Source organism: Streptomyces sp. NPDC006385 (assembly GCF_040612485.1).
In the GTDB taxonomy this organism is placed as follows: domain Bacteria; phylum Actinomycetota; class Actinomycetes; order Streptomycetales; family Streptomycetaceae; genus Streptomyces.
This window is the reverse complement of record NZ_JBEXQG010000001.1, coordinates 143,804-169,174: the sequence shown is the minus strand read 5'-3', so window position 1 is coordinate 169,174 and position 25,371 is coordinate 143,804. Positions and strand designations below refer to the sequence as shown.

At 72.9% G+C, this 25,371-nt stretch carries 22 protein-coding genes and 2 pseudogenes; 10 read left to right on the top strand and 14 right to left on the bottom strand.

Annotation, left to right across the window (positions count from 1 at the left end; translation table 11 throughout):
* The first annotated feature begins 30 nt into the window (after nt 1-30).
* The 3 genes from ABZ078_RS00790 to ABZ078_RS00780 all read left to right on the top strand — a co-directional run bounded on the left by ABZ078_RS00790 (nt 31) and on the right by ABZ078_RS00780 (nt 4,223).
* A complete protein-coding gene (locus ABZ078_RS00790; RefSeq protein ID WP_356570467.1) occupies nt 31-1,350 on the top strand; it encodes a hypothetical protein in 1,320 nt (439 codons plus the stop codon).
* A gap of 108 nt (nt 1,351-1,458) precedes the next feature.
* On the top strand, nt 1,459-2,853 hold the full coding sequence (mptB, locus tag ABZ078_RS00785) for a polyprenol phosphomannose-dependent alpha 1,6 mannosyltransferase MptB (RefSeq protein WP_356570281.1): 1,395 nt from the start codon (nt 1,459-1,461) through the stop codon (nt 2,851-2,853).
* Nucleotides 2,850-4,223, top strand: coding sequence for a glycosyltransferase family 87 protein (locus ABZ078_RS00780; protein WP_356570280.1), 1,374 nt, complete (start codon nt 2,850-2,852; stop codon nt 4,221-4,223). Before mptB ends, ABZ078_RS00780 begins: the two co-directional genes overlap by 4 nt.
* Before the next feature lie 38 nt (nt 4,224-4,261).
* Here the strand turns inward: ABZ078_RS00780 and ABZ078_RS00775 are convergent.
* From ABZ078_RS00775 to ABZ078_RS00760, 4 genes and pseudogenes are all read right to left on the bottom strand, one after another.
* Nucleotides 4,262-5,143: pseudogene (locus ABZ078_RS00775) on the bottom strand (D-alanyl-D-alanine carboxypeptidase); the annotation flags it as partial.
* Nucleotides 5,144-5,236: 93 nt separating this feature from the next.
* Entirely contained in the window at nt 5,237-6,373 is a 1,137-nt protein-coding gene (gene rho, locus ABZ078_RS00770) for a transcription termination factor Rho (protein WP_356570279.1), read from the bottom strand.
* Nucleotides 6,374-6,620: 247 nt separating this feature from the next.
* A pseudogene (locus ABZ078_RS00765) lies at nt 6,621-7,202 on the bottom strand (methyltransferase); the annotation flags it as partial.
* Between the two features lie 43 nt (nt 7,203-7,245).
* Nucleotides 7,246-7,644, bottom strand: a complete 399-nt coding sequence (locus tag ABZ078_RS00760) for a nuclear transport factor 2 family protein (protein WP_356570278.1) — start codon at nt 7,642-7,644, stop codon at nt 7,246-7,248.
* Between the two features lie 84 nt (nt 7,645-7,728).
* On the opposite strand from ABZ078_RS00760, the gene ABZ078_RS00755 reads away from it, so the two are divergent.
* The gene (locus tag ABZ078_RS00755) at nt 7,729-8,286 is read left to right on the top strand and encodes a PadR family transcriptional regulator (protein ID WP_356570277.1); all 558 of its coding nucleotides are present in this window, start codon (nt 7,729-7,731) and stop codon (nt 8,284-8,286) included.
* Between the two features lie 5 nt (nt 8,287-8,291).
* Nucleotides 8,292-9,017, top strand: a complete 726-nt coding sequence (locus ABZ078_RS00750; protein WP_356570276.1) for a class I SAM-dependent methyltransferase — start codon at nt 8,292-8,294, stop codon at nt 9,015-9,017.
* Nucleotides 9,018-9,086: 69 nt separating this feature from the next.
* Here the strand turns inward: ABZ078_RS00750 and ABZ078_RS00745 are convergent, their stop codons facing one another.
* The 6 genes from ABZ078_RS00745 to ABZ078_RS00720 form a co-directional block, all read right to left on the bottom strand.
* Complete coding sequence (locus tag ABZ078_RS00745; protein WP_356570275.1) at nt 9,087-9,830, bottom strand: GntR family transcriptional regulator; 744 nt, start codon at nt 9,828-9,830, stop codon at nt 9,087-9,089.
* A 129-nt stretch (nt 9,831-9,959) separates the two neighbouring features.
* The gene (locus tag ABZ078_RS00740; protein ID WP_356570274.1) at nt 9,960-11,126 is read right to left on the bottom strand and encodes a serine hydrolase domain-containing protein; all 1,167 of its coding nucleotides are present in this window, start codon (nt 11,124-11,126) and stop codon (nt 9,960-9,962) included.
* Between the two features lie 161 nt (nt 11,127-11,287).
* Nucleotides 11,288-12,256 carry an acetylxylan esterase gene (locus ABZ078_RS00735; protein ID WP_356570273.1) on the bottom strand — a complete coding sequence of 323 codons (969 nt, stop codon included), beginning with the start codon at nt 12,254-12,256 and terminating at the stop codon, nt 11,288-11,290.
* Between the two features lie 246 nt (nt 12,257-12,502).
* Nucleotides 12,503-13,087 carry a hypothetical protein gene (locus ABZ078_RS00730; protein WP_356570272.1) on the bottom strand — a complete coding sequence of 195 codons (585 nt, stop codon included), beginning with the start codon at nt 13,085-13,087 and terminating at the stop codon, nt 12,503-12,505.
* A gap of 75 nt (nt 13,088-13,162) precedes the next feature.
* On the bottom strand, nt 13,163-13,918 hold the full coding sequence (locus ABZ078_RS00725) for a ferredoxin reductase (RefSeq protein WP_356570271.1): 756 nt from the start codon (nt 13,916-13,918) through the stop codon (nt 13,163-13,165).
* On the bottom strand, nt 13,911-14,516 hold the full coding sequence (locus tag ABZ078_RS00720) for a sulfite oxidase-like oxidoreductase (protein WP_356570270.1): 606 nt from the start codon (nt 14,514-14,516) through the stop codon (nt 13,911-13,913). Before ABZ078_RS00720 ends, ABZ078_RS00725 begins: the two co-directional genes overlap by 8 nt.
* Before the next feature lie 342 nt (nt 14,517-14,858).
* Between ABZ078_RS00720 and ABZ078_RS00715 the strand changes: the two genes are divergently transcribed.
* Nucleotides 14,859-15,698 carry a putative protein N(5)-glutamine methyltransferase gene (locus ABZ078_RS00715; RefSeq protein ID WP_356570269.1) on the top strand — a complete coding sequence of 280 codons (840 nt, stop codon included), beginning with the start codon at nt 14,859-14,861 and terminating at the stop codon, nt 15,696-15,698.
* Between the two features lie 79 nt (nt 15,699-15,777).
* Here ABZ078_RS00715 and ABZ078_RS00710 read toward each other — a convergent pair whose 3' ends face one another.
* Nucleotides 15,778-17,859, bottom strand: coding sequence for a SpoIIE family protein phosphatase (locus tag ABZ078_RS00710; protein ID WP_356570268.1), 2,082 nt, complete (start codon nt 17,857-17,859; stop codon nt 15,778-15,780).
* A 269-nt stretch (nt 17,860-18,128) separates the two neighbouring features.
* Here ABZ078_RS00710 and ABZ078_RS00705 point away from each other — a divergent pair, with 269 nt between their 5' ends.
* On the top strand, nt 18,129-19,004 hold the full coding sequence (locus ABZ078_RS00705) for a hypothetical protein (RefSeq protein ID WP_356570267.1): 876 nt from the start codon (nt 18,129-18,131) through the stop codon (nt 19,002-19,004).
* Nucleotides 19,005-19,126: 122 nt separating this feature from the next.
* Nucleotides 19,127-19,495, top strand: a complete 369-nt coding sequence (locus ABZ078_RS00700; protein ID WP_356570266.1) for a hypothetical protein — start codon at nt 19,127-19,129, stop codon at nt 19,493-19,495.
* Between the two features lie 3 nt (nt 19,496-19,498).
* Here the strand turns inward: ABZ078_RS00700 and ABZ078_RS00695 are convergent, their stop codons facing one another.
* Entirely contained in the window at nt 19,499-20,656 is a 1,158-nt protein-coding gene (locus tag ABZ078_RS00695) for a M20/M25/M40 family metallo-hydrolase (RefSeq protein ID WP_356570265.1), read from the bottom strand.
* 118 nt (nt 20,657-20,774) lie between these two features.
* Between ABZ078_RS00695 and ABZ078_RS00690 the strand changes: the two genes are divergently transcribed.
* On the top strand, nt 20,775-22,790 hold the full coding sequence (locus ABZ078_RS00690; protein WP_356570264.1) for an NADPH-dependent 2,4-dienoyl-CoA reductase: 2,016 nt from the start codon (nt 20,775-20,777) through the stop codon (nt 22,788-22,790).
* 31 nt (nt 22,791-22,821) lie between these two features.
* A complete protein-coding gene (locus tag ABZ078_RS00685; protein ID WP_356570263.1) occupies nt 22,822-23,373 on the top strand; it encodes a PadR family transcriptional regulator in 552 nt (183 codons plus the stop codon).
* Between the two features lie 12 nt (nt 23,374-23,385).
* Here the strand turns inward: ABZ078_RS00685 and ABZ078_RS00680 are convergent, their stop codons facing one another.
* Nucleotides 23,386-23,922 (bottom strand): hypothetical protein, encoded by a 537-nt coding sequence (locus tag ABZ078_RS00680; protein WP_356570262.1) that lies wholly within the window; start codon nt 23,920-23,922, stop codon nt 23,386-23,388.
* Between the two features lie 169 nt (nt 23,923-24,091).
* Complete coding sequence (locus tag ABZ078_RS00675) at nt 24,092-25,072, bottom strand: fibronectin type III domain-containing protein (protein ID WP_356570261.1); 981 nt, start codon at nt 25,070-25,072, stop codon at nt 24,092-24,094.
* Nucleotides 25,073-25,371 lie beyond the last annotated feature (299 nt).

Genomic DNA, 25,371 nt, shown 5'->3' with positions numbered 1-25,371 from the left:
GGAGCCGGATCGTCGGTGAAGATCCTCCGCATGTTCTCGCGCAGGAATCGCCGACCGAAGACCCCCGAACTCCTCCAGGCATGGGCAGCCCTCGACGAGGGGGACATCCCCGGCGCCCTGCGCCGGTTGCGGCACGGCGCCGACGACCAGCCGCTCGGCGAGGTCGCTCTCGTGGTCGCCCGGGCCGCCGCAGCGGCCGGCTTCGAGGATCTCCGCGAGGCCGCCGACGCCCTCGCCGCCCGGCCCGAAAAGGCCCGGGCGCTCTACGACTTCGGATACGCCTGCATCGAGCGCGGCGTGCCCTACCTGGCGATACCCGCCCTGCGCGAGGCACTGGACCAGGCGCCGGACTCGGCGGCGGTCCTGCGTGAACTGGTCTCGGCGTACGAGCGCGAGGGCCGCCACCGCGAGGCGGTCGACGTCCTGGCCGCGCGCCAGAGCGGGCTCGCCGACTGGCCGGACCGCTACCTGCTGGTCTTCAACGCCCTCATGTCCGGTGACCTCGCCCTGGCCCGCCGGCAGCACGCCCTGCTGTCCGACCCCGACGACGCCATGTGGCAGCCGACCCGGGCCCGCCAGCGCCGCATGCTGGAGCGGGCGGCGAGCGCCGAGCCGGCGAGCCCGCTGGACCTGACCGATCTGCGGGGATGGCAGTACGTCCTCGGCGGCACCGTGCTCGGCACGCTGTCCCCGTACGGCTGGAACGCGGGCATGGCAGGGCGGTACGCCTGGCTGCAGGACTCCCACGACCAGTGCCTGCGCGGTCTGCTGCGGCTGAAGGCCGTGCTCGGCGCCACCGGCGTGCACCCCACGTCGGTGTCCCTGCTGCCCGACCGGAGCAGCAGGATCCTCGGCCGCGCCGCGGCCGAGGTGCTTGAGCTGCCCACGGAGCCGTTCGCGCCCGACCGGGAGGACACCGTCGTCGTCGCGTACGACCTGAACGAGGTGGCCGCTGCCGATCAGGGCCCGGACATCCTCGGCGGACTCTTCGAGCGGACTTCGGGACAGGTGCTGCACGAGCACGCGAGCAACTGGACCGATCCGCCGGTCGTCACCGCCGACAGCGTCACCCTGCTGCACCAGTCGGTGACGGCGCCCTGGGAGGGGCAACTGCGCGTGGACGACGAGGGGAACGTGGAGCGGGGCGCCCCCGACGACCGGCCGGAGGAGGAGATCGCCGCACAGATCCTCGCGGCCGATCCGTCGCCCGACGAAGGCGACGGCGAGACCCCCGCCGACCCGGTCGACAAGCTCACCGACTTCGTCACCGCCGTCCGCGGCTCCTGGCTGAGCGGCGACCGGGCGGGCCTCACCTCCTCGGGTCCGGTGGCCGGCTCGCGGTTCCTCTGACGCCCTGACCGGGGCCGATCACACGCCGGTCACACGCAGTCCGCCGCCCCGAGGGTCCCGCGTCGCTTTCCGGCCACCCGGCGTTGACACGCTGACCGAGTGTTGGCCATGGCTTTTCCCGTCGATCTCCGCCGCTGCCGGATACTCGGTCTGGCCGGTACCGCCTTCCTCGCCCTGGGCGGTGAGACGTCCGGTGCGCTGCCGGTCCGGGAGCTCCTGGCCCCGAGCTCGGCCCACGCGGCCCTGGGCCTGGTCGGCGTGTACTTCGGACTCGTCCTGCTGATAGCGGCCTGGCTGCTGCTCGGGCGGCTCGTGCGCAGCGCCGACCCGCCGACCCCGCGCGCCCTGCTGCTGGTGCTGGCGCTCTGGGCCGCCCCGCTGCTGATGGCGCCGCCGCTGTTCAGCCGGGACGTGTACAGCTACCTGGCCCAAGGGGCCATGGTCGACGCCCACATCGACGTGTACGCGTACGGCCCGTCCCACCTCGGCGGGCCGCTCGCGGACGAGGTCGCGCCGCTGTGGCGGCACACGGCGGCCCCCTACGGCCCGGTGTTCCTCGGCGTCGCCTCCGCGCTGTCCGGCCTCACCCGCGGCGAACTGCCCGCCGGGCTCCTCGGCATGCGCCTCATAGCGGTCCTCGGGGTGGCCCTGATGGCGGCCGCGCTGCCGCGCCTCGCCCGGCACAGCGGAGCCGACCCGGCCGCCGCGCTGTGGCTGGGCGCCCTGAACCCGCTCGTGCTGCTGCACCTGGTCGCGGGCGCCCACAACGACGCCATCATGCTCGGCCTGCTCGGCGCCGGCCTGGTCGCGGCCCTCGGCCGGTGGCCCGTCCTGGGCGCCGTACTCGTCACCCTCGCCGCCCTGGTCAAGGCACCCGCCGCGCTCGGCCTCGCAGCGGTCGTCGTGCTCCGGACGCGGGCCGGCCACCACCCGGCGAAGGCCGTCCTGACCACGGCGGCGGCGTCCGCCGTCACCACGGTCGCCGCAACGGCCGTAGCGGGCACGGGATACGGGTGGATAGGTGCCCTGGACACCCCGGTCTCCCCGCAGAACTGGGCGCTGACCAGCCTGCTCGGACGCGCCACCGCCTCACTGCTGGACGAGGTCGGCAGCGATCTGGCGCCGCTGGCCGTCCCGGCGTGGCACGTCTTCGGACTGGTGCTCACCGCGGCCCTCCTGGTCCTCATATGGTGGCGCCGGCGTCCGCGCCCCGTGTACGCGCTCGGCCTGAGCCTGGCGGCCGTGGCCGCCTTCGGACCGGCGATCCGCCCCTGGTACGCGCTGTGGGGCCTGTTCCTCATCGCCGCCGCGGCGCCCAGCACGTCGGTACGGCACCGGGTGGCGGTCCTGACGGGAGTGCTCGCGCTCGCCGTCCTGCCCAGCGGCGACCCCGCGGACGTCGGCCAACTGGTACTGGCCGCCTCCGGGGGCGCCCTAGCCGTGGTCGTCCTGTGGCAGGCGCAACTGGCCGCGCAGGCCCCGGCGTTGGAGCGCACCGCATGAGGCTCCCGCGCACCGACCGCGGCCGGCTCGCGCTGGTGCTCGTGCTCGCCGCCGCCGTGACCGCCTTCACCGCGACCGTGCCGTTGCTGCGCGACTGGTTCGACCTGCGCGTCTACCACGGCACCGTCGACAGCTGGATCCACGAGGGCGGCCGCATCTACGACTACCGGGTGCCGGGGACGACGTACGGCTTCACCTACCCGCCGTTCGCCGCCGTCGTCATGCTGCCCATGGCGCTGGTCGACCTGTCCGTGGCGATCGCGGTGGCGCTGCTGCTCAACCTGGTCGGGCTGGCCTTCGTGCTGTACGTGCTGGCGGGAGGGCACTGGCGGCGCCACGGCTGGTACGGCTGGGCGCTGGCCGGCTGCGCGCTGGCCCTGTTCGAACCGCTCCGGGACACCTTCAGCTTCGGTCAGGTGAACATCCTGCTGCTGGCCCTCGTGCTCCTCGACTGCCGGCTGCTGGCCACGGGACGGGGCCGCTGGGCGGGCGTGGGCATCGGCCTCGCGGCCGCGATCAAGCTGACGCCCGCCGCCTTCATCGGCCTGCTGCTGGTGGCGAGGCGATGGCGAACCGCCGCCGTGGCGAGTGCCGTGGCCGCCGCCGCGACGGCACTCGCGGCCTGGGTGGCTCCCGATGCCTCCCGTTTCTACTGGACGCACGCGATGTGGGACACCACTCGGGTGGGCCGTCTCGACTACGTCTCCAACCAGTCGCTCCAGGGCGTCCTGGCCCGGCTGGGCGTGACGGACCGCGTGGTGTGGGCGGTGGTGGTCGTGCTGGTCCTGGGCGTGTGGGCGGCGCGCACCCGCCGCGCCGTGGCGGCGGGGGACTGGACGGCGGCGTTCGCCCTCACGGGGCTGGCCGCCTGCCTGGTCAGTCCGATCACCTGGGTGCATCACCTGGTGTGGCTGCTGCCGTCCTTCGCCGTCCTGGTCCGTGCCGGGCACCCACGGGTGGCGGGCGCCCTGTACGCGGTGCTGTGCACCAGCGTGGTGTGGCTCTGGTTCGACGACGCCTCCGGAGTCGACGGCTTCCTCGGCAGCAACATCTACACCTGGATCACCCTCGGCCTGCTGCTGCGGCTGCCGGTCGGTCAGTCCTGCTCCGGTCGCTCGACGCCCTTGCCGCGCAGCACCAGTGAGGTGGCGCCGGCTCCCATCCCGGCGGCGCCCGCGATCGCCCAGGCCTCCGCCCAGCCCGCTCCGGCCACCCCGCCCGCGCCGCCCCGCGGTCCCACGTCCGCCGCGACGGGCTCCGTCACCGGTCCGGGTCTCGGCTTGGCCCGCAAGGCGTCCAGCGACCCCACCGGATCGACCCGTCCGGCCGCGGCGAACCCCCAGTCGAGCAGTTCGCCGGCCTCCTCGTAGACGGCGAGCCCGCCGCCCGCCCGAGGGTTCAGCACCGTGACGACGAGGGTGCGATCGCCCCGGCGGGCGGCGGCGATGAGCGTGCTGCCCGCCTTGCTGGTGTAGCCGTTCTTGACGCCGATCAGCCCCGGATACCGGTCCACGCCGTCCGCGCCGGTCAGCAGCCGGTTGGTGTTGCGGATCTCGTACGGGTAGCCGTTCCTGCCCGGGAACCAGGCCGCGGCGGTGCCGCAGTACCGCGCGAAGTCCGCTCTGCGCAGCCCCGCCCGGCCGAACACGGCCAGGTCGTACGCCGACGAGACCTGGCCCGGGGTGTCGTAACCGTCCGGCGACAGCACCTTCGTGTCGAGGGCGCCCAGCGAACGGGCCTTTTCCTGCATGCGGGCGGCCGTGAAGCGCCAGCCCCCGTTCAGCGCGGCCAGCACCCGCACCGCGTCGTTGCCGGAGCTGAGGAACACCCCGCGCCACAGATCGGCGACCTGGTACACCCGTCCCTCGGCGATCCCCACCAGGCTGCTGCCGGGCCCGGTCCCCGCCAGTTCCTTCTCGCTCACCCGGTGCCGGATGCCGCCCGGCAGGGTCGGCAGCACGGTCAGGGCGAACAGCGCCTTCAGGGTGCTGGCCGGCGGCAGCTCCCGGTGCGCGTCGTGCGCGGCGAGCACCTCCCCGGTGCCGGCGTCGGCCACCAGCCAGGACAGCGCGGAGACGCGGGGGACCCGGGGCGCGTCACCGTGCGGCCGCGCATGGGTGCCGGACCGGTACAGCAGCGCGGGCTCCGGGGTCGCCGCCCGCGGGCCGCCGGACCTGTCGGAGTCGGGCTCGGCGCGGGCGACCGCGGTGGCGGGCGCGAGCGCCAGCAGGCCGGCCGCGCACAGCGCGCAGGTGGACGCGAGGACGCGGGAGGTAAATCCGATCTTCATATCGCCAACGTAGGAAGCGAGCCGCCGTACACCGTGCTGCCCGGGCCGGACAGGACGCGTCGGCACCCGGACGGGCGATGCGCGGGCGACGCGTCAGTGGCCGGGCAGGGTCGGCTGGATCCGCCGCAGGAACGTCGCGTTGTCGGGCGTCTCCCGCATGCGCTCCAGGAGGGTTTCCAGGCCGCTCTGGCCGTCGCGGCCCTGTAGCACCCGGCGCAGACCGCGCACGGCTGTCAACTCCTCGGGAGGAAGGAGGAGTTCCTCGCGGCGGGTGCCGGAGGTGGTGATGTCGACGGCGGGGAAGACGCGGCGGGAGGCGAGGTCCCGGCTGAGACGCAGCTCCATGTTGCCGGTGCTCTTGAGCTCCTCGAAGAAGTAGTCGTCGGCCCGGGAGCCGGTCTCCACGAGGGCCGTGGCGAGGATGGTGAGCGAACCGCCCTCCTCGGCGCAGCGCGCGGCACCGAAGAACCGCTTGGGCCCCTGCAGCGCGGCCGCGTCGACACCGCCGCTCAGCGTACGGCCGCCGGACGCGGCGGCGTTGTTGTGGGCCCGGCACAGCCGGGTCAGGGAGTCGAACAGGATGACGACGTCCTCACCCGCCTCGACGAGCCGCTTGGCCCGCTCGATCACGAGCTCGGCCAGCGCGATGTGCTGCTTGGGCGCCCGGTCGAAGGTCGAGGCGTACACCTCGCCCCGCACCGAACGCCGCATGTCGGTGACCTCCTCGGGTCGTTCGTCGAGGAGCACCACCATCAGCCGGCACTGCGGGTGGTTGCCGGCGACGGCGGCCGCGATCTGCTGGAGCAGCACGGTCTTGCCGGTCTTGGGCGGCGCCACGATCAGGCCGCGCTGGCCCTTGCCCACCGGGGCGATCAGGTCGGTGACACGGCCGGCCAGGCCGGAGGCCGGGTGCTCGAGGCGGATCCGCTCCCGCGGGTGAAGCGGCGTCAGCTCGCCGAAGGCGCGTCGGTTCCTGTCGGGGGTGCGGCCGTTGACGCGGGCGACCTCGGTCAGGGCCCGCCGGTCGCCGTGGACCCCGTCGACGAGGTCGCCCTTGCGCAGGCCGTGGCGCCGGATCAGCGCGGACGGCACCTGTGGGTCGCAGGGCGAGGGCATCAGGTTCGCGGCGCGCAGGTGCCCCTTCCCGCTCGCGTCGATGTCGAGCACGCCGGTGACGGCGTGGGCCGGGGGCCGCTGCTGGACTGGGGAGTGTTCGAGTGTGGTGGTCACGATGGTCGGTCCTTTCACGGACGGAAGGCATGGGACATGCGGAAGGAAGGGGAGTGCCGCGGACATCGGGAAGGCGGACGGTGCGCCTTCGGGCGGCGGGAAACAGCACCTCGGACACGGCAGAGGCGACTGGCCGTGAGGTGGTGAGGTGAAGCCGGTACGACGACCGGCGAACTGAAGGAGAACCGGCACCAGCGCCCACGACGGGGCGTACACAGGTGCTAACGGGACGGTACCACGACGGCTGGCGTATGGCGAGCAGTCCGTAGAGCAGGGGGATGCGCGGCTCGGGCAGCCGCCACCGGCCGGACGGCGTGCGGACCGTCCGAGGTCAGCGCGGCCAGGGGAGTTCCTCGCTCTCCGTGAGGCGCCGGATGGTCAGTCCCGCACCGGTCAACGCGTTGACGACCTCGCCTATTCCGTGCATCCACTCGTAGCTGTCCGTGGCGCCTTCGACGGACGGTCCGTCGGTGTGGAACTCGACGACGGACAACCGCCCACCGGGGCGCAGCAGTCGTGCCACGACCCGCGCCGAGCGGTCGAGGTCGGGCAGGTGGCACAGGGCGCCCTTGCGGGTCTACACCACGTCGAACTGCCGCCCGCCGAGCGCCTCCACGGCGTCGTACACATTGGCCTGTACGTACGTGACGTCGAGCCCCGCCTTCCGGGCGATGCCCCGCGCGGCCGCCACGGACGCCGCGGAGAAGTCCAGGCCGACGGCCCGTGCCCCGCGCTGTGCGAAGGCGATCGTCTCGGTGCCGAGGCGGCACTGGAGAGGGAGCACGTCACGGCCCGCCGGATCACCGAGGTCGTCCCACGCGAACCGAGCGTGAACCGGTCCGCGTCGCCGGGAAGAACGCGGGATCGGCACATCACACCGACCGCGCCCGCGCCTCCTGCTCGATCTCCTCGAACCGCGCTCCCATGGCCGCGGCCAGGGCATGCGCTCCCGACAGCGGACGGACCATGACCATGAACTCGTCGATCAGACCGTCCTCGTTCACCCGGAGGAAGTCGCAGCCGGTGATCTCCCGGTCGCCCACCCGCGCGGTGAACACCAGCGCGTGATCACGCCCGCCCGGGTCGTTGATCTCGCGCACGTAGCGGAAGTCCTCGAAGACCCGCACGACACCGCGCAGGATCGCCGCGGTGATCGCCTTGCCGGCGTACGGCTTGAACACGACCGGGCTGGTGAAGACGACGTCCTCCGCCAGCAGGGCCTCCACGGCGTCGAGGTCGCCTGTCTCGACCGCCTCGCGGAACGCGCGCATCGGATCACCTCATCGTCAATTCGTGATAGTCAATTAGTTGAGTAGGTGTCGATGAGAATAATCACCTGCTGTTAACGTGTCCATATGTCCCTCAGGTACGCCGTCCTCGCCGCCCTCCTGGAGGGCGAGGCCTCGGGATACGAACTGTCCAAGGTCTTCGACGTCTCGTTCGCCAACTTCTGGCCCGCGACCCCGCAGCAGCTCTACCGGGAGCTGGAGCGCCTGGAGCGGGACGGCCTCGTCGAGGCCCGGATCGTGCGGCAGGAACGGCGGCCGAACAAGCGGATGTTCACGCTCACCGAGGCCGGACGGGAGGACCTGCGCGCCTTCGCCGCCGAGCCGCCCCGCAGGCCCACCGCCGTCCGCGACGAACTCCTGATCAAGCTCCAGGCCATGGAGGACCCCGAGGCCACCCGTGCCCTGATCGAGGAACGCATGACATGGTCGCGCGGCAAGCTCGACCGGTACGAACGCGTCCGTGACCGCCTCCTCGACGGGCGGACCGAGGAGGCGTACCTGCGCGAGTCCGGCCGCGTCGGCCCGTATCTGACGCTGCTGCGCGGCATCTCCTTCGAGGAGGAGAACCTGCGCTGGTGCGAGCGGGTTCTCGCCGTTCTGAAGCAGCGCGTCGCTGCGGGGTGACGGGGATGTTCGGTCCGGAAGGCCCCTCCCTGCGGGAACTCGCCGTGCAGGCGCTGTCGTCCGTCGAGCGCGGATACGACCTGCTCGCCCCGAAGTTCGACCACACGCCCTTCCGTACGCCCGAATCGGTGCTCGCCGCCGTCGCGAAGGCACTCGCGCGAACGGGCTCCTACGGCGACGGCCTCGACCTGTGCTGCGGGACCGGCGCGGGGGTGGAGGTGCTGGCCGAGGTGTGCGGGCGCAGCGTCACGGGCGTCGACTTCAGTGCCGGCATGCTGGAGGTCGCCCGGCGGCGGGTGCGGGTGGGGGAGCCGCGCGTCGCCTGGGTCCGCGCGGACGCGCGGGCTCTGCCGTTCGCCCCTGCCTTCGACCTCGTGGTGAGCTTCGGGGCGTTCGGTCACTTCCTGCCCCGCGAGTTGCCCGGGCTGTTCGCCCAGGTCCATTCCGTCCTGCGGCCCGGTGGCTGCTTCGCCTTCCCCGTCGTGGCCCCGCCCGGGCCTCTTTCCCCGGCCTACTGGATGCTGCTGGGTTTCGACACGGCGATGCGGGTGCGCAACGCCGTGTGGCGGCCGCCGTTCGTCATGTACTACCGGGCCTTCCGGCTCGGCGAGGTGCGGACCGAGCTGGGACGCGCCGGCTTCCGGGTGGAGCTGCAAGCGCTGCCCGAGTTCGGAAGGCGGCGCGACGGAAGCCCACGCGTGCGGATGGTGGTGGCGCGACGCGTGGTCTAGCGGTGGGTTGGCATTTCCTCCCCTGGTGGGCGTGGAGGGTTTGTTCTCCAAGTCGCGGGTCGTGCGCGCTCAGCCCGCTGCGGGCAGCGTGAACTCGTAGACCAAGGCGTCCTGTTGGGCGTCCACGACGAGGTCGGTGATCTCCAGCGGACGTGCGTACTGGTCGTGCACGCGCCGGGTCACCCGCACCGAAGGCACACCCGGGAGCCGGGTGATGGCGTCGCGGTGATGCAGAGCGAGGCCCGCCTTGCGCATCCAGTCGTAGGCACGCCGCAGTTGGGCCGACCCGGCGCCGTCGGCGCGGTCGCGGTAGCGGCCCAGCTCCGCCACCTCGGCGAGCGCCACCGCGGAGAAGGACGTCACGGCCGTACGCCGGCCGTGCCCGTCGGCGCCCGCGGACTCGTAGCGGTGCACGAGCGTCGGCCGGTGCGGGGCGAGCCCCAGCGCCTCGGCGTGCTCCGGCGGGGGAGTCTCCCAGGCGACCGTGGCCCGGTCCACGGCACCCGGGAGCGAGGCCCGGGCGCCGACCGGGAAGGTGAGGGACGTCGGGCTCTCGACCGGCAGACCGGGCAGGGTGGCATGGCTGCCCCGCCGGTCGGTGGCGACCAGGCCGCCGCGGCGAAGCACCTCCAGAGCCTGTCGTACGGTCTCCCTGCTGACCTCGAAGTGCTCCGCCAACTGCCGTTCCCCCGGCAGCCGTTCGCCGGGCGGAATGCTTCCGTCGCGCAGCTCGCCGAGCAACTGGGTGGCGATCCTCCCGTACAGCGGCTGTGCTTCGGTGAGCGGGCGGTCGTGCGGGGTGGTGCGGGCCATGCCGCGCCTCCTGTTGGTGACGTGTGGTAGTCGTGCGGGTTCGGTGCGCCACCAGGTCTAGCATTGGTCTAAACCAACAAGGAAGGGTGGTCGGTCAGTTCGGCCGAAACGGTACCTGCCGACCGGTCGTCACAGGGCGCTGTACAGGGCCTCGATCAGCGCCGTCTTGCGCGGGTCATCGGCGATGTGCGGGCCCATCCGGTTCATCACATAGCCCAGCGACACGCCGGAGTCCGGATCCGCCAGACCGCAGGAGCCGCCGAAGCCGTCGTGTCCGAAAGCCCGCGGGTTCGGCCCGTACGAACCGTTCGGCCCGCTCAGCCACAGGCCGAGCCCGATCTCGGTCTCCTTCTCGAACCCGGCCCCGAGCACCAGATCCCGGCAGCTGCCCTGCCCCTCGCGCACCCGCTCCGCCGCCTCGGCGGAGAGGACGCGCTGACCGTCGTACGACCCGCGGCCCGCGAAGATCCCGTACAGGGCGGCGACCGCCCGCGCCGTGCCATGGCCGTTGGCGGCGGGGATCTCGGCGGCCCGCCACTCGGGCGAGTTGGCCTGGGCCGCGCCCACGGCCGGGTTGGCCAGCGCGGCCAGGGCGGCGGGCGTCAACCGGCCGAAGACCGCCGCCTGTTCGCTGGTCGCCTGGACCGGCGGCTGTACCAGCTCGGCCGCTCGAACGGACTCCTTCTGCGGCAACCCGATCGCGAAGTCGATCCCGAGCGGCCCGGTCACCTCCCGCTCCAGGAAGGCCCCCGGCAGCAGCCCCGACACCCGCCGTACGACCTCCCCGACCAGGAAGCCGTAGGTGAGCGCGTGATACCCGGACCGCGTGCCCGGCGTCCACCACGGCTCCATCGCCGCGAGTCGCTGTGTCGTCAGCTCCCAGTCGCACAGCTGCCGAAGGGAGTGCGGCTCCCGCAGGCCGGACAGGCCGGCGCGGTGCGACAGCAGATGCCGTACGAGGATCCGCTCCTTGCCGGCGGCGGCGAACTCCGGCCAGTACGCTGCCACCGGCGCGTCGAGGTCGAGCAGTCCCCGGTCGGCGAGGATGTGCGCGCACAGCGCCGTGGGGCCCTTCGACGTCGACCACACGTTGACCAGCGTGTCGCGCTCCCACGGGCGGCCGCGCGCCGCGTCGGCCCACCCGGCCCACAGGTCCACGACCGTCCGGCCGCCGACTGTGACGGCGACCGCGGCGCCCAGCTCCCCGCGCTCCCGGAAGTTCGCCTCGAACGCCGTCCGCACCGCCGCGAACCGCGGATCGCAGTGACCGTGCACCTGTGCCTCGTGCTCCGCCATGGGCCGCCCTTCGTCCGCCGGAACCGGGCCGGGACACCGCAGGCCCGGGCCGCCCTGAACGTACCGACTGGTCGGACCAGGCGGAAGATGCGGAACGCGCCGACTCACCCGAAGAACAGCGCGCCTTCCGACTCCCGGTGCCCCTCGGCCATGCGGGCCTGTCAGATGCGCGCGCGCAGCCAGTCCAGCTTCGCCGCCTCGTGGAACGGGCCGCCGCCCTCGTGGTCGTTGAAGTCGTACACCTCGATGTCCTTCGCGTCGTGGGCCCAGGCGTTGAAGGCCGCGAAGACGGTGGAGGGCGGGCAGGTCTGGTCCTCCAGGGCCGCCGAGAAGAAGGCGGGCGCCCGGCCGCGGGCCGCGAAGTGGACGCCGTCGAAGTAGGACAGGGTGCGCAGCACGTCCTCGGCGCGGCCCCGGTGCGTCTTGAGGTAGAGGCCGATCTCGCGGTACGGGTGGCGGTCGGTGAGGGTCGCCGCGCGCGGGTAGTCGCACAGGAACGGCACGTCGGGCGCGATCGCCGTGAGGTCCGGGACCAGGCCGCCGACGGCGATCGCGATGCCGCCGCCCTGGCTCGCGCCGAGCGCGACCGTGCGTGAGGCGTCGGTCAGCGGATGCGAACGGGCGGCCTCCACGGCACGCACCGCGTCCGTGAACACCCGGCGGTAGTAGTAGTTCTCGGGCGCGTCGATGCCCCGCGTCATGAACCCGGGGTACGCGGGCGCGGCCCCCACCGGGTCGGCGGTCCCGCCACCGGCGCCCCACGCGCTGCCCTGGCCGCGCGTGTCCATCATGAAGTGCGCGCGGCCCGTGGACGCCCACAGCAGGTTCTCGTGCGGCAGGCCGCGCCCACCGCCGTAGCCGATGAACTCCACTATCAGCGGCAGCGGTTCCGTGGCCCCGGCGGGCAGCCGCAGCCAGCCCTTCACCGGGTGACCGCCGAACCCGGCGAACGTCACGTCGTACACCTGCACCGTGGTCAACCCCGTGTCGACCGGCTCGAAGCGGGCGTCCAGATCGTGCTCGCGGGCCTGGTCGAGGGTCTTGGACCAGAACGCGTCGAAGCCCTCGGGTTCGACGGACTTGCTGCGGTACTCGCGCAGTTCGTCGAGCGGAAGGTCGAACAGGGGCATCTGGTACCGCCTTTGCGTAGAGTGAGCGTCGATGATCACACCGTACGCGGGAGGTCGGAGGACTCGCCAGGTTCTTGCCGCGCCGAGCCCCTGCGATGGCGCCATGACGTCTGCCGTCGATGCCCCGCTCGGTGCCATGGAAGCGCTGGTCAGAGATGCCGAACTACTTGTCGTGGACGGTGTGCCGAAGATCCCGGGCGGCTGGCTGGCCTTCAACGGAGATCGGGTCACCGGCGTGGCCTTGGGTCACGCCCGGCGGCCCGTCCACTCCGGCTCCGTGCGCGCCCACTCCTGTTCCCATTCCTCCAGGCGGCGACGCATCGCGGCACGCCGTACGACGGTATGGCCGAGCAGGATCACGGCGACCGCGCCGCCCGCGGCACAGACGCCGAGGGTGGCGGTGTGCTGCCAGACCGCCGTGCTGTCCGGCGGCGGGGCGACGGCGCGGCCCCGCGAGTCGAGCCACACGTCGACCATGTCGCCGGTCCCCGTCCCCGCCGGGACACGCGTCGTCGCCGTACGCGGACCCTCGCCCGGCTCCGTCCAACGGACCGTCATCTTGGTGGACGGGTGCCGTCCGCCCTGCGCCACGGGGAGCGCGTCAGAGGCCCTGCCGACGACCTCGGCCCGGACGGGACGCCGGTCGGCGCGCTGCTCCCCGACCGTGGCCCGGGCCTCGCCATGGGCCCACCAGGCCGCGACCACCCCGACCAGGGGAGCTCCGACGAACAACAGGACGACCACGGCCAGTACCGTCCACGCCTCGACGACATCCGACCGGCGCCGCAGCGGACTGCGTCGCCAACGCCAACCACGCACCCGGCTTCGCATGCCGTTCAGGTACCCCGTACACGGGACATCGTTCATGACGACCCCGCACGGATACGCGCCCGCGCCCGGCGACGATCAGCCGAAGCGCTCGATCCGGATACGGTCCACGGGCTGACCCGCCGCCACCAGCAGCCGCGAGGCATGCTCCGCGAATCCGTTGGAGCCGCACACATAGGCTTCCCACCCACCGGGAGGCCGCTCGGCCAGGAGGGTCGCCACATGGGTGGCGGCCATACGTCCCACGGGCACACCGTCCGGAGCGCTCCGCGTGAACACGGGCGTCGTCTCCACGCCGTACTCCCGCGCGTAGATCAGCTCCTCGGGGCTGCGCGCCGACACCAGCAGCCGCAGCGGCACATCGAGGCCGCGCGCCCGGTGGTGCCGCACCATCGACATCAGCGGTACGACACCGGAGCCGGCGCCGACCAGCAGCGCGGGCCGGTCCCCGGGCCAGGCGAAGAAGCCGCTGACCGGGCCGCGCACCTCGACCGTGTCACCGACTGCCGCCACCGTGTGGAACCAGCCGGACACCTCACCGCCCTCCACATGGTCGAGGGTCAGCTCGATGTGCCCCGAGTCGTCCGGCGCGGACGCGATCGAGTAGTGGCGCTGGGCCACATAGCCGTCCTCGGCGGTCAGCCGCAGCATCAGGTGCTGGCCGGGCAGATGGCCCGCCCAGGCCGGCACCGCGAGACGGAAGGTGGTGGCCCGCGCGGTCTCGCGGCGGACCTCCGTGATCGTGGCGGTCTGCCACACTCCGGCGGCCCGGTCGCTGACGGCGATCCGCCCGGGCACGGCGAATCGGGTCGGGGGAGTGAACACCTCAGTCACCGGAGTACCGCTGCTCCTCCCAGGGGTTGCCGCGGGCGTGGTAGCCGTTCTGCTCCCAGAACCCGGGTTCGTCGTGGTCGAGGAGGCGCAGGCCCGCGATCCACTTCGCGCTCTTCCAGAAGTACAGGTGTGGCACCAGCAGCCTCGCCGGGCCGCCGTGCTCAGGGGCGAGCGGCCTCCCTTCGTACTCCCAGGCGATCCACGCCCGCCCGCCGGTCAGGTCGGCGAGCGGCAGGTTGGTGGTGTACCCGGTGTGGGCGTAGGCGACGGCATGTGTGGCGGACACATGGGGTCGGACCACATCGAGGAAGGCGTCCAGCGAGACGCCCCCGAACCGCACGCCGAACTTGGACCAGCTCGTCACGCAGTGGATGTCACCCTCGTACACCGACGCCGGCAGCTCGTGCGCCTCCTCCCAGCTCCAGTCGCGCGGCTCGGCCACGAGGCCGTCGATGCGGAAGGACCACTCGGCGGGCGTCAGCTCGGGCGTGACCTCGGCGGACAGAACGGGCCAGTCGTCGCCCGCGTCGTACTGGCCGGGCGGCAGTGCGGCGTTGGGGACGCGTGGACGTCCGGTGAATCCTCGGGTGACGTTCATGCGGGTGGTGCCTCCAGGCCGGCGTGGGTGACGGCCCGCGGGTCGCGTGTGATCAGTACCTGTGCACACAACGGTACGCGTCCCCCGCGACCCGCCTGGCCGGGGGCCCGTCGCGAGGGGACCTGGTGTGCTCAGCCGGGCTTCGTCGGTGCACGGGAGCGGGAGTGATCGTTGGGGTAGGGTGGCCGTCCGGTCGGGACGGGCCCGGTCGCGCGGAACTGCAGGAGGTGAGACCGATCACCGCTGTGTCAGGTCGGGTGCTCTCACCTCGAGTCGGCGCGGATCACCGCACGTAGGCGACCGCGAGAGCACCCTTCGGCTTCCGAAAGGCTCTCGGCTTCCATGCCCCCTGTCTCCGCTTCCTCGCCCTCGTCCCCCTCGCCGCTCTCGCGCGACGCCGTCGTCCGCGCACTCCGTGCCGCCGGTTGTGTCTTCGCCGAGGACGAGGCCCGGCTGATCCTGGCCGCCGCCCGCACCCCTGATGAGCTGGCCGCCATGGTGGACCGCCGCGTCACCGGCCTGCCCCTCGAACTCGTCCTCGGCTGGGCCGAGTTCCGCGGTCTGCGCATCACGGTGGAACCCGGCGTCTTCGTGCCCCGCCGCCGTACCGAGTTCCTGGTCGAACAGGCCCTCGCCCACGCCCCCGACGCGGCCGTCGTCGTGGACCTGTGCTGCGGCACGGGCGCGGTGGGCGCGGCACTGGCCGCCGCGGTCGGCCGGGTCGAGCTGCACGCCGCCGACATCGATCCGGCGGCGGTGCGCTGTGCCCGCCGCAATGTGACCGCGTTCGGCGGTCAGGTCCACGAGGGCGACCTGTTCGAGGCGCTGCCCGACAGCCTGCGCGGCCGGGTGGGCATCCTCGCGGCGAACGTGCCGTACGTACCCACCGGCGAGGTCCCCCTGCTGCCCGCGGAGGCGCGCGACCACGAGCCGCACGTCGCGCTGGACGGCGGTCCCGACGGGCTGGACGTCCTGCGCCGGGTCGCCGCCGAGGCGCCCCGATGGCTGGCACCCGGCGGCTGTCTCGTGGTGGAGACGAGCGAACGCCAGGCGCCGAAGGCCCTGGACGCCTTCACCCGCAGCGGCCTCTCCGCACGCCTGGCCGTCTCCGAGGAGCTGTACGCGCATGTGGTGACCGGCCTCAGCCAGGCCTCCTCGCGGGCCCCCTCGACGCCGGTCTGATCCGCAGGAGCGCCCCTGGATCGATCAGGTGGCCGCGCAGCTCATCGAAGGACCGTTCGAGGGGCCGGGGCCGCGACCATCAACCCGGCGTCAGCACACGGGCGATGAGCAGCGCCACGTCGTCGGAGTTGTCGGGCTGGTGCAGGGTGCGCAGGAGGAGGTCGCAGCACTCCTCCAGGGGACGGTCGGGGCCTTCGAGAAGCTCCAGGAGCGCGTCGAGGCGCTCGTCGAGCGGGTGCTGGCGGGTCTCGACGAGGCCGTCCGTGTAGAACACCAGCCGGTCGCCGGGCTGGAGGTCGACGGTCGTCGTGGAGAAGGCGACGCCGCCGACGCCCAGCGGTGCCCCGGTGGGCAGTTCGAGGAGTTCCGGGGAGCGGCCGGGGCGGACGCGGACCGGCGGCAGATGGCCGGCGTTGGCGATCCGGCACTGCCGCGACTGCGGGTCGTGGACGGCGTAGACGCAAGTCGCGATGGAGTGGTCCAAGCCCTCGGTGATCTTGTCGAGGTGTTCCAGGAGCCGGGTCGGTTCGAGGTCGAGGGAGGCCAGGGTGTGGGTCGCGGTGCGCAGCCGGCCCATCGTCGTGGCGGCGTCGATGCCGCTGCCCATCACGTCACCCACGACGAGCGCGGTCTTGCCGCCCTCCAGCGGGATCACGTCGAACCAGTCGCCGCCCACCTCGGCGCTGGCCCCCGCGGGCTGGTAGCGGGAGGCGACCTCCAGGCCGCCCGTCACCGCCGGATGGCTGGGCAGCAGGCTGCGCTGCAGGGTGAGCGCGGTGTCGCGGGCGTTCTGGTACCAGCGGGCGTTGTCGATCTGCACGGCCGCGCGGGCGGCCAGTTCACGGGCGAGCAGCAGGTCGTCCCGGCTGAACGGCAGCGGATTGCGGGTGCGCTTGAGGTCGAGGGCGCCGAGCACCTCGCCGCGCGCGATCAACGGCACCGCCAGATAGGAGTGCACGCCCGCGCGGCCCAGCTGCTCGGCGGCCTCGGGGGAGCGGGCGATGCGGGGCAGGTCCGTGTCCTGGACGTGGGCGACCATGACCGGGCGGGCGGTGCGCACGCACTCGGTGACGAGGCGGTCGGGGCCGTAGCGGGCGACCTGCCCGGGCGGGTCGGCGGCGCTCAGGGCCTCCGTGGCGTGCCCGGCCCGGACGGCCAGGGCACGGATCACCGCCGATTCGGAGGGCTTGAGGCTGCTGCGTCTGCCCTCGACCACCGCTTCCAGAAGATCCACGGCCGCCACGTCGGCGAGCTCCGGCACGGCGACGTCGGCCAGCTCGCGCGCCGTGCGGTCCAGCTCCAGCGTGGTGCCGATCCGCGCGGAGGCGTCGGCGATGAGGGCCAGGCGCCGCCGTGCCGTCTCGGCCTCGACGGCGGCCTGGTGCTGTTCGGTGATGTCCACGGCCATGCCGGCCACGCCGAGCACCGTCCCGGTGGTGTCCTCGAGCCGGTAGAGCGAGATGGAGAAGAAGTGCTGCTGCTCCGGATCGGCCGGGGTCCGGCCCACGATGCGCTGGTTGACCAGCGGGTCACCGGTCCGCAGCACCTCGCGCAGGGCCGCCTCGATGGCTTCGGCGGCATCCGGATCGGGCAGCAGCTCACGCGGCGTACGACCGATGTGGTCCTCGGCGGGGAGGCCGTTGAGCCGCTCCAACGCCGGGTTGACCGAGACGTACCGCAGTTCGGTGTCCAGGACGGCCAGCCCGACCGGGGCCTGCGCGATGGTCCGCGTGGACAGCGCCACGTCCCGCTCGACCTGGCGGACCGTCGTCTGGTCGGCGCACAGGCCCAGCGCGTAGACGTCGCCCTGGTCGTCGAGCAGCCGCATGTTGCGGAACTCCACCAGGCGCGTGCTGCCGTCCTTGCGCCGGATCGGGAAGGCCCCGGCCCAGCCCTCGCCGGTCTCCATGACGTCGGCGAACAACTTGACGACCAGGTCCAGGTACTGCTCGTGGACCATGATCCGGGCGGCGTACTGGCCCAGCGCCTCCCGCGCCGGATAACCGAACAGCTCCTCGGCCTGGGGGCTCCACAGCACGATGCGCCCCTCGGTGTCCAGCACCACCGAGGCCACGCCCAGGACGTCGAGCAGCCCGCTCGGACCCACCGGCCCGCGCACCGGCTCATGGCCCTCGGGCACGGGAGGTTCGGCTGCTGACATCCCACGCACCGCCTTCACCCATTGTCGCGGCACGCCGTTCCCCCGTGCCGACTCCCCTTGTTCTACCGCGTTCAACCGTCTCCGGGCCCCCTCGGTCATCCTCCTCCACCATCTCTCAACACGAGGGCGAACGTCCGCCCAAGTCATCAGGAGGGCACGTGACTGTGGCCGACATGACAGCACACATTCGTGCCCTTGGTCTGTACATGACCACATCACGCGGCCAGACTGTCGGCCGACACGCCCCCCACGTCCCGAGGAGTCCCCCCATGGCCCCACGCGCCCGGCAACGTTGTCAGGCCGTCCTCACCGGCCTCGTCGCCCTCGCGTCCGCCGCCGTGCTGTCCACCGCGGCGCCCGCGCGGGCCGCCGCCGACACCTGGACGGAGGTGGGCTCCGACCGCGTCGACCCGCTGACCGAGAGCCAGGGCCTGGCCTCCGTCGAGGTCCCGGCGAACAGCCCCAACCGCTACACCGGCATCGGCACCGTCCCCGCATCGCTCAGCAGCCGCGGCTGGAACCATGTGGGTGACCCCGACGCCTCCTACGACGGCCACTACATCGAGCCGTACCAGGCGGACTCGGGCAGCGCGAAGATGTTCCGGGTGCAGGCACCGGACGGGACCTGGTCGGAGTACGTCCACACGCTCGGCGCCGGGGAGGCCCTGAACAACTCCTTCGTCGCCGTCGCGCCGGGCGGCCAGTGGATGGTCTCCGGCGAGTGGGGCACCATGACCCGCCTGCTGGTCCACCCGACACCCGGCGTCAACCCCAGCACCTCGCCGTCGGCGAACCTCCCGTGGTCGTCCACCGTCCGGCTCGACCGCGCGGTACGTGACATCCAGGGCTGTGACTTCCTCGCCGCCACGACCCTGCTGTGCTCCTCCGACGACCCCGCCGGCACCCTCTTCGGCATGACCAAGCCGCTGCTGCGGATCGACCTCTCCGCCGAGCCGGGCGCCTCCGACGTGACCGGACATGTCACGGCAGTGCGCCGGCTCCCGCTGCGCAGCTCCTGTTCGGGCGAGTTCGAGACGGAGGGCATCGACTACGACCGCCGCACCGGCACCCTGCGCGTGATCGTCCTCTCGCCGGGCTTCTGTGTGCTGACCGACAGCATGACCTACCGGTTCACCCGCGGCTGAGGCACCGACGGTGCGGCCGCGCCGGTAGTGCTCCGCCGTCCGCGGTGCTTTTCTTGGGGTTGGGGTCCGGTTCCGCGGGCAACCCGTGGCACCACGGCGCGGCCACGAGAGGAGCGATCACGATGGACCGTGAACGACCGCACGAGGAGTCCGTCTCCGTCGAGATCAGCGGATGCAGCAAGGAGGACGCCCGCATCGTGTTCGACGCGCTGTGCACGTGCTTCGAGTCCGACCGGGGCCCCGACGACGTGCCGCAGCAGCTCCACGAGACCCGGCCCATGGTGTGGCTCGGCACGTTCGAGGTGACGGACACGCACGCGTGCCCGCCGCCCGCCCGGCTCTCGTCGTCCGTCGAGGCCGACGCGCAGGGCGGCTACTGGGCCATCGAACGGCTGCGCACGACGTTGGACTCCCTTTTCACCGTGCACGACCTCACCTCGGCCTCGGGCGACCAGGAGCGGGAGCTGCACGTGGTACTGGAGAGCCGTTGATCCTCACGCACCCAGCAGGGTGAGCACGGCACGCCGGTAGACGGCGTGGACGGCGGGCAGGTCCGCGAGGCACGCCCGCTCGTCCACACCGTGCAGTCCCTCGTACCGCACCCCGAAGCCCGCTGTGGCCCAGATGTCCTCGCCCGCGAGCAGATTGCCGATGTTGGACGGTCCGGCGGTCTTCGGCCGGACGGTCAGGCCCTCCCCGGCGGCGGCGTCCAGCAGCGCGGCGGCGGGCTGCCGGCCCTCGGTCAGCCGATACGGCGGCCAGGTGGCCACCGGGGTGACGGTGGTCGGCCGTGGCCCGGGCACCCGCATGTCCAGCTCGGCCACCGCCGCGCGGACCAGCTGTTCGGCCGCCCGGGCGTCGAAGGCGGGGGTCGTGCGGATGTCGACGCCCAGCTCGCACAGGCCGGGCACGACGGAGAAGCCCTGACCGCCGTGGCAGGACGTCACCGTCAGCTTCGGCGGCAGGGGGAACTCGCCCTGAACACCCGGGAGTCCGGCCTCCTCCAGCAGCCGTACGAGGTGCGCCGCACGAGAGACGGCACCGGGCGCCGTACGGCGGGACCCGGAGTGGCCGGAGGCCGCGTGCACGGCGATCGTGGCCCGCCACAGGCCCCGCCCGCCGACCACGACCTCGTCGAGCCCCGGGTAGCCGATCATCACGCCGGCCGGGCGGGTCGCCTCCGGATCGGCCAGGTAGGCGCGGGCGCCGCCGAAGCCGCCCGTGTGCTCGTCGACGTCGAGGAGCACGGCCAGCCCGCCGCGCAGGGCGTCGGCGCGCGCGTGCACCTCCCGCGCGATGCCGCAGAACATCGCCGCGGCCAGCTTGGAGTCCGCGGCGCCGCGGCCGCGCAGCCAGCCGTCGACGACGTCGCCGCAGTCCGGTGCGAACGACCAGGCGGCCTCGTCGCCGTAGGGGGCGGTGTCGACGCAGGCGTCCAGCGCCCACCAGGAGCCGGGCCGGCCGCCCGGGACCTCGATCAGCAGACCAACGACGGCGCCGGTGTCGCCGTGGAGACGGCGATACGGTAGCTCACGCCCGGCGAGCCAGTCCTCCAGGACGCCGAGGACGGGCCCGTAGTCGTCGATTCCGGCGCGGCTGGGGCAGCGGACCAGCCGCTGGGCGAGGGCGATCACATCGGCGTGCGCGGTCATGGGGCCACTGTGCCCGAGGGTGGTCCGTGTCACCCCTTCCCGGTTGTGCAACTAGTTGCACAAAGGTCCCGCGGTCCTCTACAACTACAGAGCACGACACCGCGCACGGAGGGGCCCGATGAGCCGTTACCCGCACCTGCTGAGCCCGCTCGACCTGGGCTTCACCACGCTGCCCAACCGCGTCCTCATGGGCTCCATGCACGTGGGCCTGGAGGAGGCCGAGCGCGGCTTCGAGCGCATGGCGGCCTTCTACGCCGAGCGCGCCCGCGGGGGAGTGGGGCTCATCGTCACCGGTGGCATCGCGCCCAACGACGAGGGCCGGCCCTACGAGGGCGGCGCCAAGCTCACCACCGAGGCGGAGGCCGAGCAGCACCGGGTCATCACCGACGCCGTGCACCGCGAGGGCGGCCGGATCGCGATGCAGATCCTGCACTTCGGCCGGTACGCCTACCACCAGGACCTCGTCGCACCGAGTCCGCTCCAGGCGCCGATCAGCCCCTTCCCGCCCCGCGAACTCACCGACGCCGACGTCGAGCGGACCATCGACGACTACGCCCGCGCCGCCCGCCTCGCCCGCCAGGCCGGCTACGACGGCGTGGAGATCATGGGCTCCGAGGGCTACCTCATCAACGAGTTCATCGCCACGCAGACCAACCGGCGCACCGACCGCTGGGGCGGCTCGTACGAGAACCGCATGCGCTTCCCGGTCGAGATCGTCCGGCGGGTGCGCGAGGCCGTCGGCGAGGACTTCATCATCGTCTACCGGCTGTCCATGCTGGACCTCGTCCCGGGCGGTTCGACCCTGGACGAGGTGATCACCCTCGCCAAGGCCGTCGAGGACGCCGGTGCGACGATCATCAACACCGGCATCGGCTGGCACGAGGCGCGCATCCCGACCATCGCCACCTCGGTGCCGCGCGGCGCGTACACCTGGGTCACCAAGCGGTTGATGGGCGAGGTGTCCGTCCCGCTCGTCACCACCAACCGCATCAACACCCCCGAGCTGGCGGAGGAGTTGCTCGCGGACGGTCGCGCCGACATGGTGTCCATGGCCCGCCCGATGCTCGCCGACCCCGACTTCGTCGCCAAGGCCGCGGCCGGCAAGCCGGAGGCCATCAACACCTGCATCGGCTGCAACCAGGCCTGCCTCGACCACACCTTCAGCGGCAAGATCACCTCCTGCCTGGTCAACCCCCGTGCCTGCCACGAGACCGAGCTGACGCTGTCCCCGACCCGGCGGCGCTTGCGCGTCGCGGTCGTGGGCGCGGGACCCGCCGGGCTGGCCTGTGCGGTGAGCGCGGCCGAGCGCGGTCACGAGGTCACACTGTTCGACGCGGCCGGCGAGATCGGCGGCCAGCTGAACGTCGCCCGCAGGGTCCCCGGCAAGCAGGAGTTCGACGAGACCCTGCGCTACTTCCGCCACCAACTCGACTGGCAGGGCGTGGACGTACGGCTGAACACCTGGGTGACTGCCGACGACCTCGCCGACTACGACGAGGTGGTGGTCGCCACCGGCGTCACCCCCCGCACCCCGGACATCCCCGGCGTCGACCACCCGAGCGTCGTCGGCTACCTCGACGTGCTGCGCGACGGCGCCCCCGTCGGTGACCGCGTCGCCGTCCTCGGCGCCGGCGGCATCGGCTTCGACGTCGCCGAGTTCCTCACCGACGGCGGCGACAAGGCGAGCGAGGACCCGGCGACGTACTTCCGGCACTGGGGCGTCGACATGGACTACGCGGGCCCCGGCGGCCTCGCCGCCCCCGAGCGGCCCGCCCCGCCGCGCACCGTCCACCTGCTCCAGCGCAAGACCACCAAGGTCGGCGCGGGCCTCGGCAAGACCACCGGCTGGATCCACCGCACCGAACTCAAGCACCGGGGCGTCACGATGGTCCCGGGTGTGCGCTACGACCGTATCGACGACGCCGGACTGCACGTCACCGTCGGCGAGGAGAGCACCGTCCTCGAGGTCGACACCATCGTGCTGTGCACCGGGCAGGAGCCGCGCCGCGACCTGTACGAGACGCTGCTCGCCGCGGGCCGCAGCGTCCATCTCATCGGCGGTGCCGACGTGGCCGCCGAACTGGACGCCAAGCGCGCCATCAAGCAGGGCACCGAGCTGGCGGCGAGCCTCTAGGGGCGCCCGAGCGCGTCCCTAGGATGAGCCCATGTCACTCCCGCACGCGATCCTCACCGCCCTGCTCGAAAAGCCGTCCTCGGGGCTGGAGCTGACCCGCCGCTTCGACAAGTCGATCGGCTACTTCTGGTCGGCGACGCATCAGCAGATCTATCGCGAGCTGGGAAAGCTGGAGAACGAGGGGTTCATCCGCACCCTGCCGGCCGAGCAGCCGGCCCGCGGGCAGAAGAAGAACTACGAGGTCCTGCCCGCGGGCCGCGCCGAACTGGCCCGCTGGACGGCCGCCTCCCAGGACCCGAGGCCCCACCGCGACACGCTGCTGCTGCGGATGCGTGCCGCGGCCGTCGTGGGGACCGAGGGCATCGAGGCCGACCTGCGACGCCATCTCGATCTGCACCGACGCCAGTTGGCCGAGTACGAGGAGATCGAGCGGCGCGACTTCCCGCCCGGCAGGGACAGTTCCCAGGACCGGCTGCGGCACCTGGTGCTGCGCGCCGGCATCGACCTGGAGACCTTCTGGATCCAGTGGCTCACAGGCGCGCTGGAGGAGTTCGCCGAGCTGCCGGGGCACGAAACGGTCTGAACCCGGGGGGCCTCAGAGCCGGTACGGCTTCGACTTGCGGCGCAGGAACCAGACGGTGGCCAGGACGCCCGTGCCCACCAGGGCCCCGCCCCCCACCAGTGTCACAGTGCCGTAGTCCTCGATGGCACCGCCCACGCCGCCCATGACGCCGCGCGAGGGTGAGGCCGTCGGCCTGGGGGTCGGGGGCGCCGTGACGATGACCGACTGGGTGCCCGCGGTCTTGCCGTCGGAGCACACGACGATGACGGTGTACGTGCCCGGGCTCACGGCCGACCAGGCCGCCGACTGCAGGGACGCCGTCCCCGACAGGGAGACCTGGCGGCCCTGCGCGAAGTTCGCCTGTCTGCTGGTGAGCAGTGAGGCGGTGCCCCAACTGCCGTTGATGTTGGTGCACGCGCTCGTCGTGACGGAGACCGTGGACCCGGTCGTGCTCACGGAGATCCCCGAGACCGCGCCGGCCGGACCGGCGGCCAGGGCGAGGGGGAGAGCGGAGGCGGCTGCCACGGTCAGACCCGAGCGGAGGAGGAGCGATAGCGATGAATTGCGCATGTGGACTGCCCTCCGGCGGCACGGTCGGCGGTACATCCGGTGCGCCGCCGGGGATCGGGAACGCCCGTGCTGCCTCAGGGGCAGCCAACGCGCCCCGGGCCCGCGCCGCATGCGGACCTCACCCGGACAGGTGATGGACCGCGGCATTCGGGGGGCGCCGGGCGGTTCGTCACCGCCGCGCGCCGGTCGTCACCGTCCGCTCCGCCGAGAACCCGCCCCAGGTGCCGTCCGGCAGCCTGCCCCGGATCCGTACCCGGTGACTGACCCCGCTCTCCCGGCCCAGGTAGAAGCTGTACGTGGCCCGCTCGCGCGGCGCGTTCCCGCCGTACACCAGCGAGGTCGCCGTACGGCCGTCGAGGCGCACCTCGTACTCCGTGACCACCCCGTCCGTCCGCGGCGGCACCCAGCTCAGGTCGAGGTGGTGGGCCCCGTCCTCGCGATGCGTCGACGCCCGGAAGCCGGTCGGCGCGGTGCCGCGCCCGTCGTCGGTGCCGGGCGTGGTGATGCGGACCGCCTCGGTGGCGGGTGAGAGGTTGTCGGCCGCGTCCCGGGCCCGGACGGTGAAGGAGTAGCGCGTGCCGGGCCGAAGTCCGGTGACGACTGTCGCCGTCTGGTTCCCGCCCACACTGTGGATCTTCGTGTCGCCCTGAAGGATGTCGTACGACACCACGTCCCGGTCGTCCGTCGCCCTCGACCACGACAGCTGGACCGCCCGGCTGCCCACCGCACGCCCATGGGGCTTGCCGGGGCGTGTGGGGGCCGCGTGGTCGGCGGCCACGGCCGCGGGAGTCGTCGCCCGGACCTCCCTGCTCGGCGGCCCGAGACGCCCGTCGGTGTCACGGGCCCGCACAGTGAACGCGTACGACGTGGACGGCCTGAGCATGGCGACATCCACCATGTGCGCGGAGCCCGGCACTTCCTTGACCTTCGTGGGGCCCCGGTACACCTCGTAGACCCGGATGCCGCGATCCGTGGCGACCGCGTTCCACATGACGTGCACGCTGGTCGCGCTGCCCGCGGCGGCCGTGACCCCGGTGGGCGCCGCGGGCAGCCGGCCACCGCCCTCGTCCGCCCCGCCCCAGGCGCAGGAGGAGAGCAGCAGTGCGAGTGCCGCGCAGCGGGCGGAAACGAGAACGAGGGCGCGTCGCACGGCTCTGCCTCCCCGGGCGGACTCGCGGTAATGGTCCGGACCAATATGGCGGGCCGGCGCGACCACATCAAGAGGGCGGTCGTTGGTGACCCGCTCGGAGAGTTACGTATGCTGAAGCTCCTCACGGCTGAACTCTCCATGAGGGCTCGGGAGTTCACGCCGCCGACGCGGGCCGCTGTCGTCGCTGTTCCCGCGCCGGACGCGGGTGGCCGGGGGGTCGGGAGTCCGACGCGGACTCAGGCCCTCGGCCCCTTGCGGAAGTCGGCGGGCATCGACAACCGCCCTGCGTCGGAACCGGC

Excerpts from the sequence above, each read along its gene's own strand:
- ABZ078_RS00720 (WP_356570270.1), bottom strand. The coding sequence starts at position 14,516 with ATGAACGTCACCCGAGGATTCACCGGACGTCCACGCGTCCCCAACGCC.
- ABZ078_RS00730 (WP_356570272.1), bottom strand. The coding sequence starts at position 13,087 with ATGCGAAGCCGGGTGCGTGGTTGGCGTTGGCGACGCAGTCCGCTGCGG.
- mptB (WP_356570281.1), top strand. The coding sequence starts at position 1,459 with ATGGCTTTTCCCGTCGATCTCCGCCGCTGCCGGATACTCGGTCTGGCC.
- ABZ078_RS00790 (WP_356570467.1), top strand. The coding sequence starts at position 31 with ATGTTCTCGCGCAGGAATCGCCGACCGAAGACCCCCGAACTCCTCCAG.
- ABZ078_RS00780 (WP_356570280.1), top strand. The coding sequence starts at position 2,850 with ATGAGGCTCCCGCGCACCGACCGCGGCCGGCTCGCGCTGGTGCTCGTG.
- ABZ078_RS00680 (WP_356570262.1), bottom strand. The coding sequence starts at position 23,922 with ATGCGCAATTCATCGCTATCGCTCCTCCTCCGCTCGGGTCTGACCGTG.
- ABZ078_RS00715 (WP_356570269.1), top strand. The coding sequence starts at position 14,859 with ATGCCCCCTGTCTCCGCTTCCTCGCCCTCGTCCCCCTCGCCGCTCTCG.
- ABZ078_RS00760 (WP_356570278.1), bottom strand. The coding sequence starts at position 7,644 with ATGCGCGCGTTCCGCGAGGCGGTCGAGACAGGCGACCTCGACGCCGTG.
- ABZ078_RS00695 (WP_356570265.1), bottom strand. The coding sequence starts at position 20,656 with ATGACCGCGCACGCCGATGTGATCGCCCTCGCCCAGCGGCTGGTCCGC.
- ABZ078_RS00690 (WP_356570264.1), top strand. The coding sequence starts at position 20,775 with ATGAGCCGTTACCCGCACCTGCTGAGCCCGCTCGACCTGGGCTTCACC.
- ABZ078_RS00700 (WP_356570266.1), top strand. The coding sequence starts at position 19,127 with ATGGACCGTGAACGACCGCACGAGGAGTCCGTCTCCGTCGAGATCAGC.
- ABZ078_RS00705 (WP_356570267.1), top strand. The coding sequence starts at position 18,129 with ATGGCCCCACGCGCCCGGCAACGTTGTCAGGCCGTCCTCACCGGCCTC.
- ABZ078_RS00685 (WP_356570263.1), top strand. The coding sequence starts at position 22,822 with ATGTCACTCCCGCACGCGATCCTCACCGCCCTGCTCGAAAAGCCGTCC.
- ABZ078_RS00735 (WP_356570273.1), bottom strand. The coding sequence starts at position 12,256 with ATGCCCCTGTTCGACCTTCCGCTCGACGAACTGCGCGAGTACCGCAGC.
- ABZ078_RS00710 (WP_356570268.1), bottom strand. The coding sequence starts at position 17,859 with ATGTCAGCAGCCGAACCTCCCGTGCCCGAGGGCCATGAGCCGGTGCGC.
- ABZ078_RS00745 (WP_356570275.1), bottom strand. The coding sequence starts at position 9,830 with ATGGCCCGCACCACCCCGCACGACCGCCCGCTCACCGAAGCACAGCCG.
- ABZ078_RS00750 (WP_356570276.1), top strand. The coding sequence starts at position 8,292 with ATGTTCGGTCCGGAAGGCCCCTCCCTGCGGGAACTCGCCGTGCAGGCG.
- ABZ078_RS00740 (WP_356570274.1), bottom strand. The coding sequence starts at position 11,126 with ATGGCGGAGCACGAGGCACAGGTGCACGGTCACTGCGATCCGCGGTTC.
- ABZ078_RS00755 (WP_356570277.1), top strand. The coding sequence starts at position 7,729 with ATGTCCCTCAGGTACGCCGTCCTCGCCGCCCTCCTGGAGGGCGAGGCC.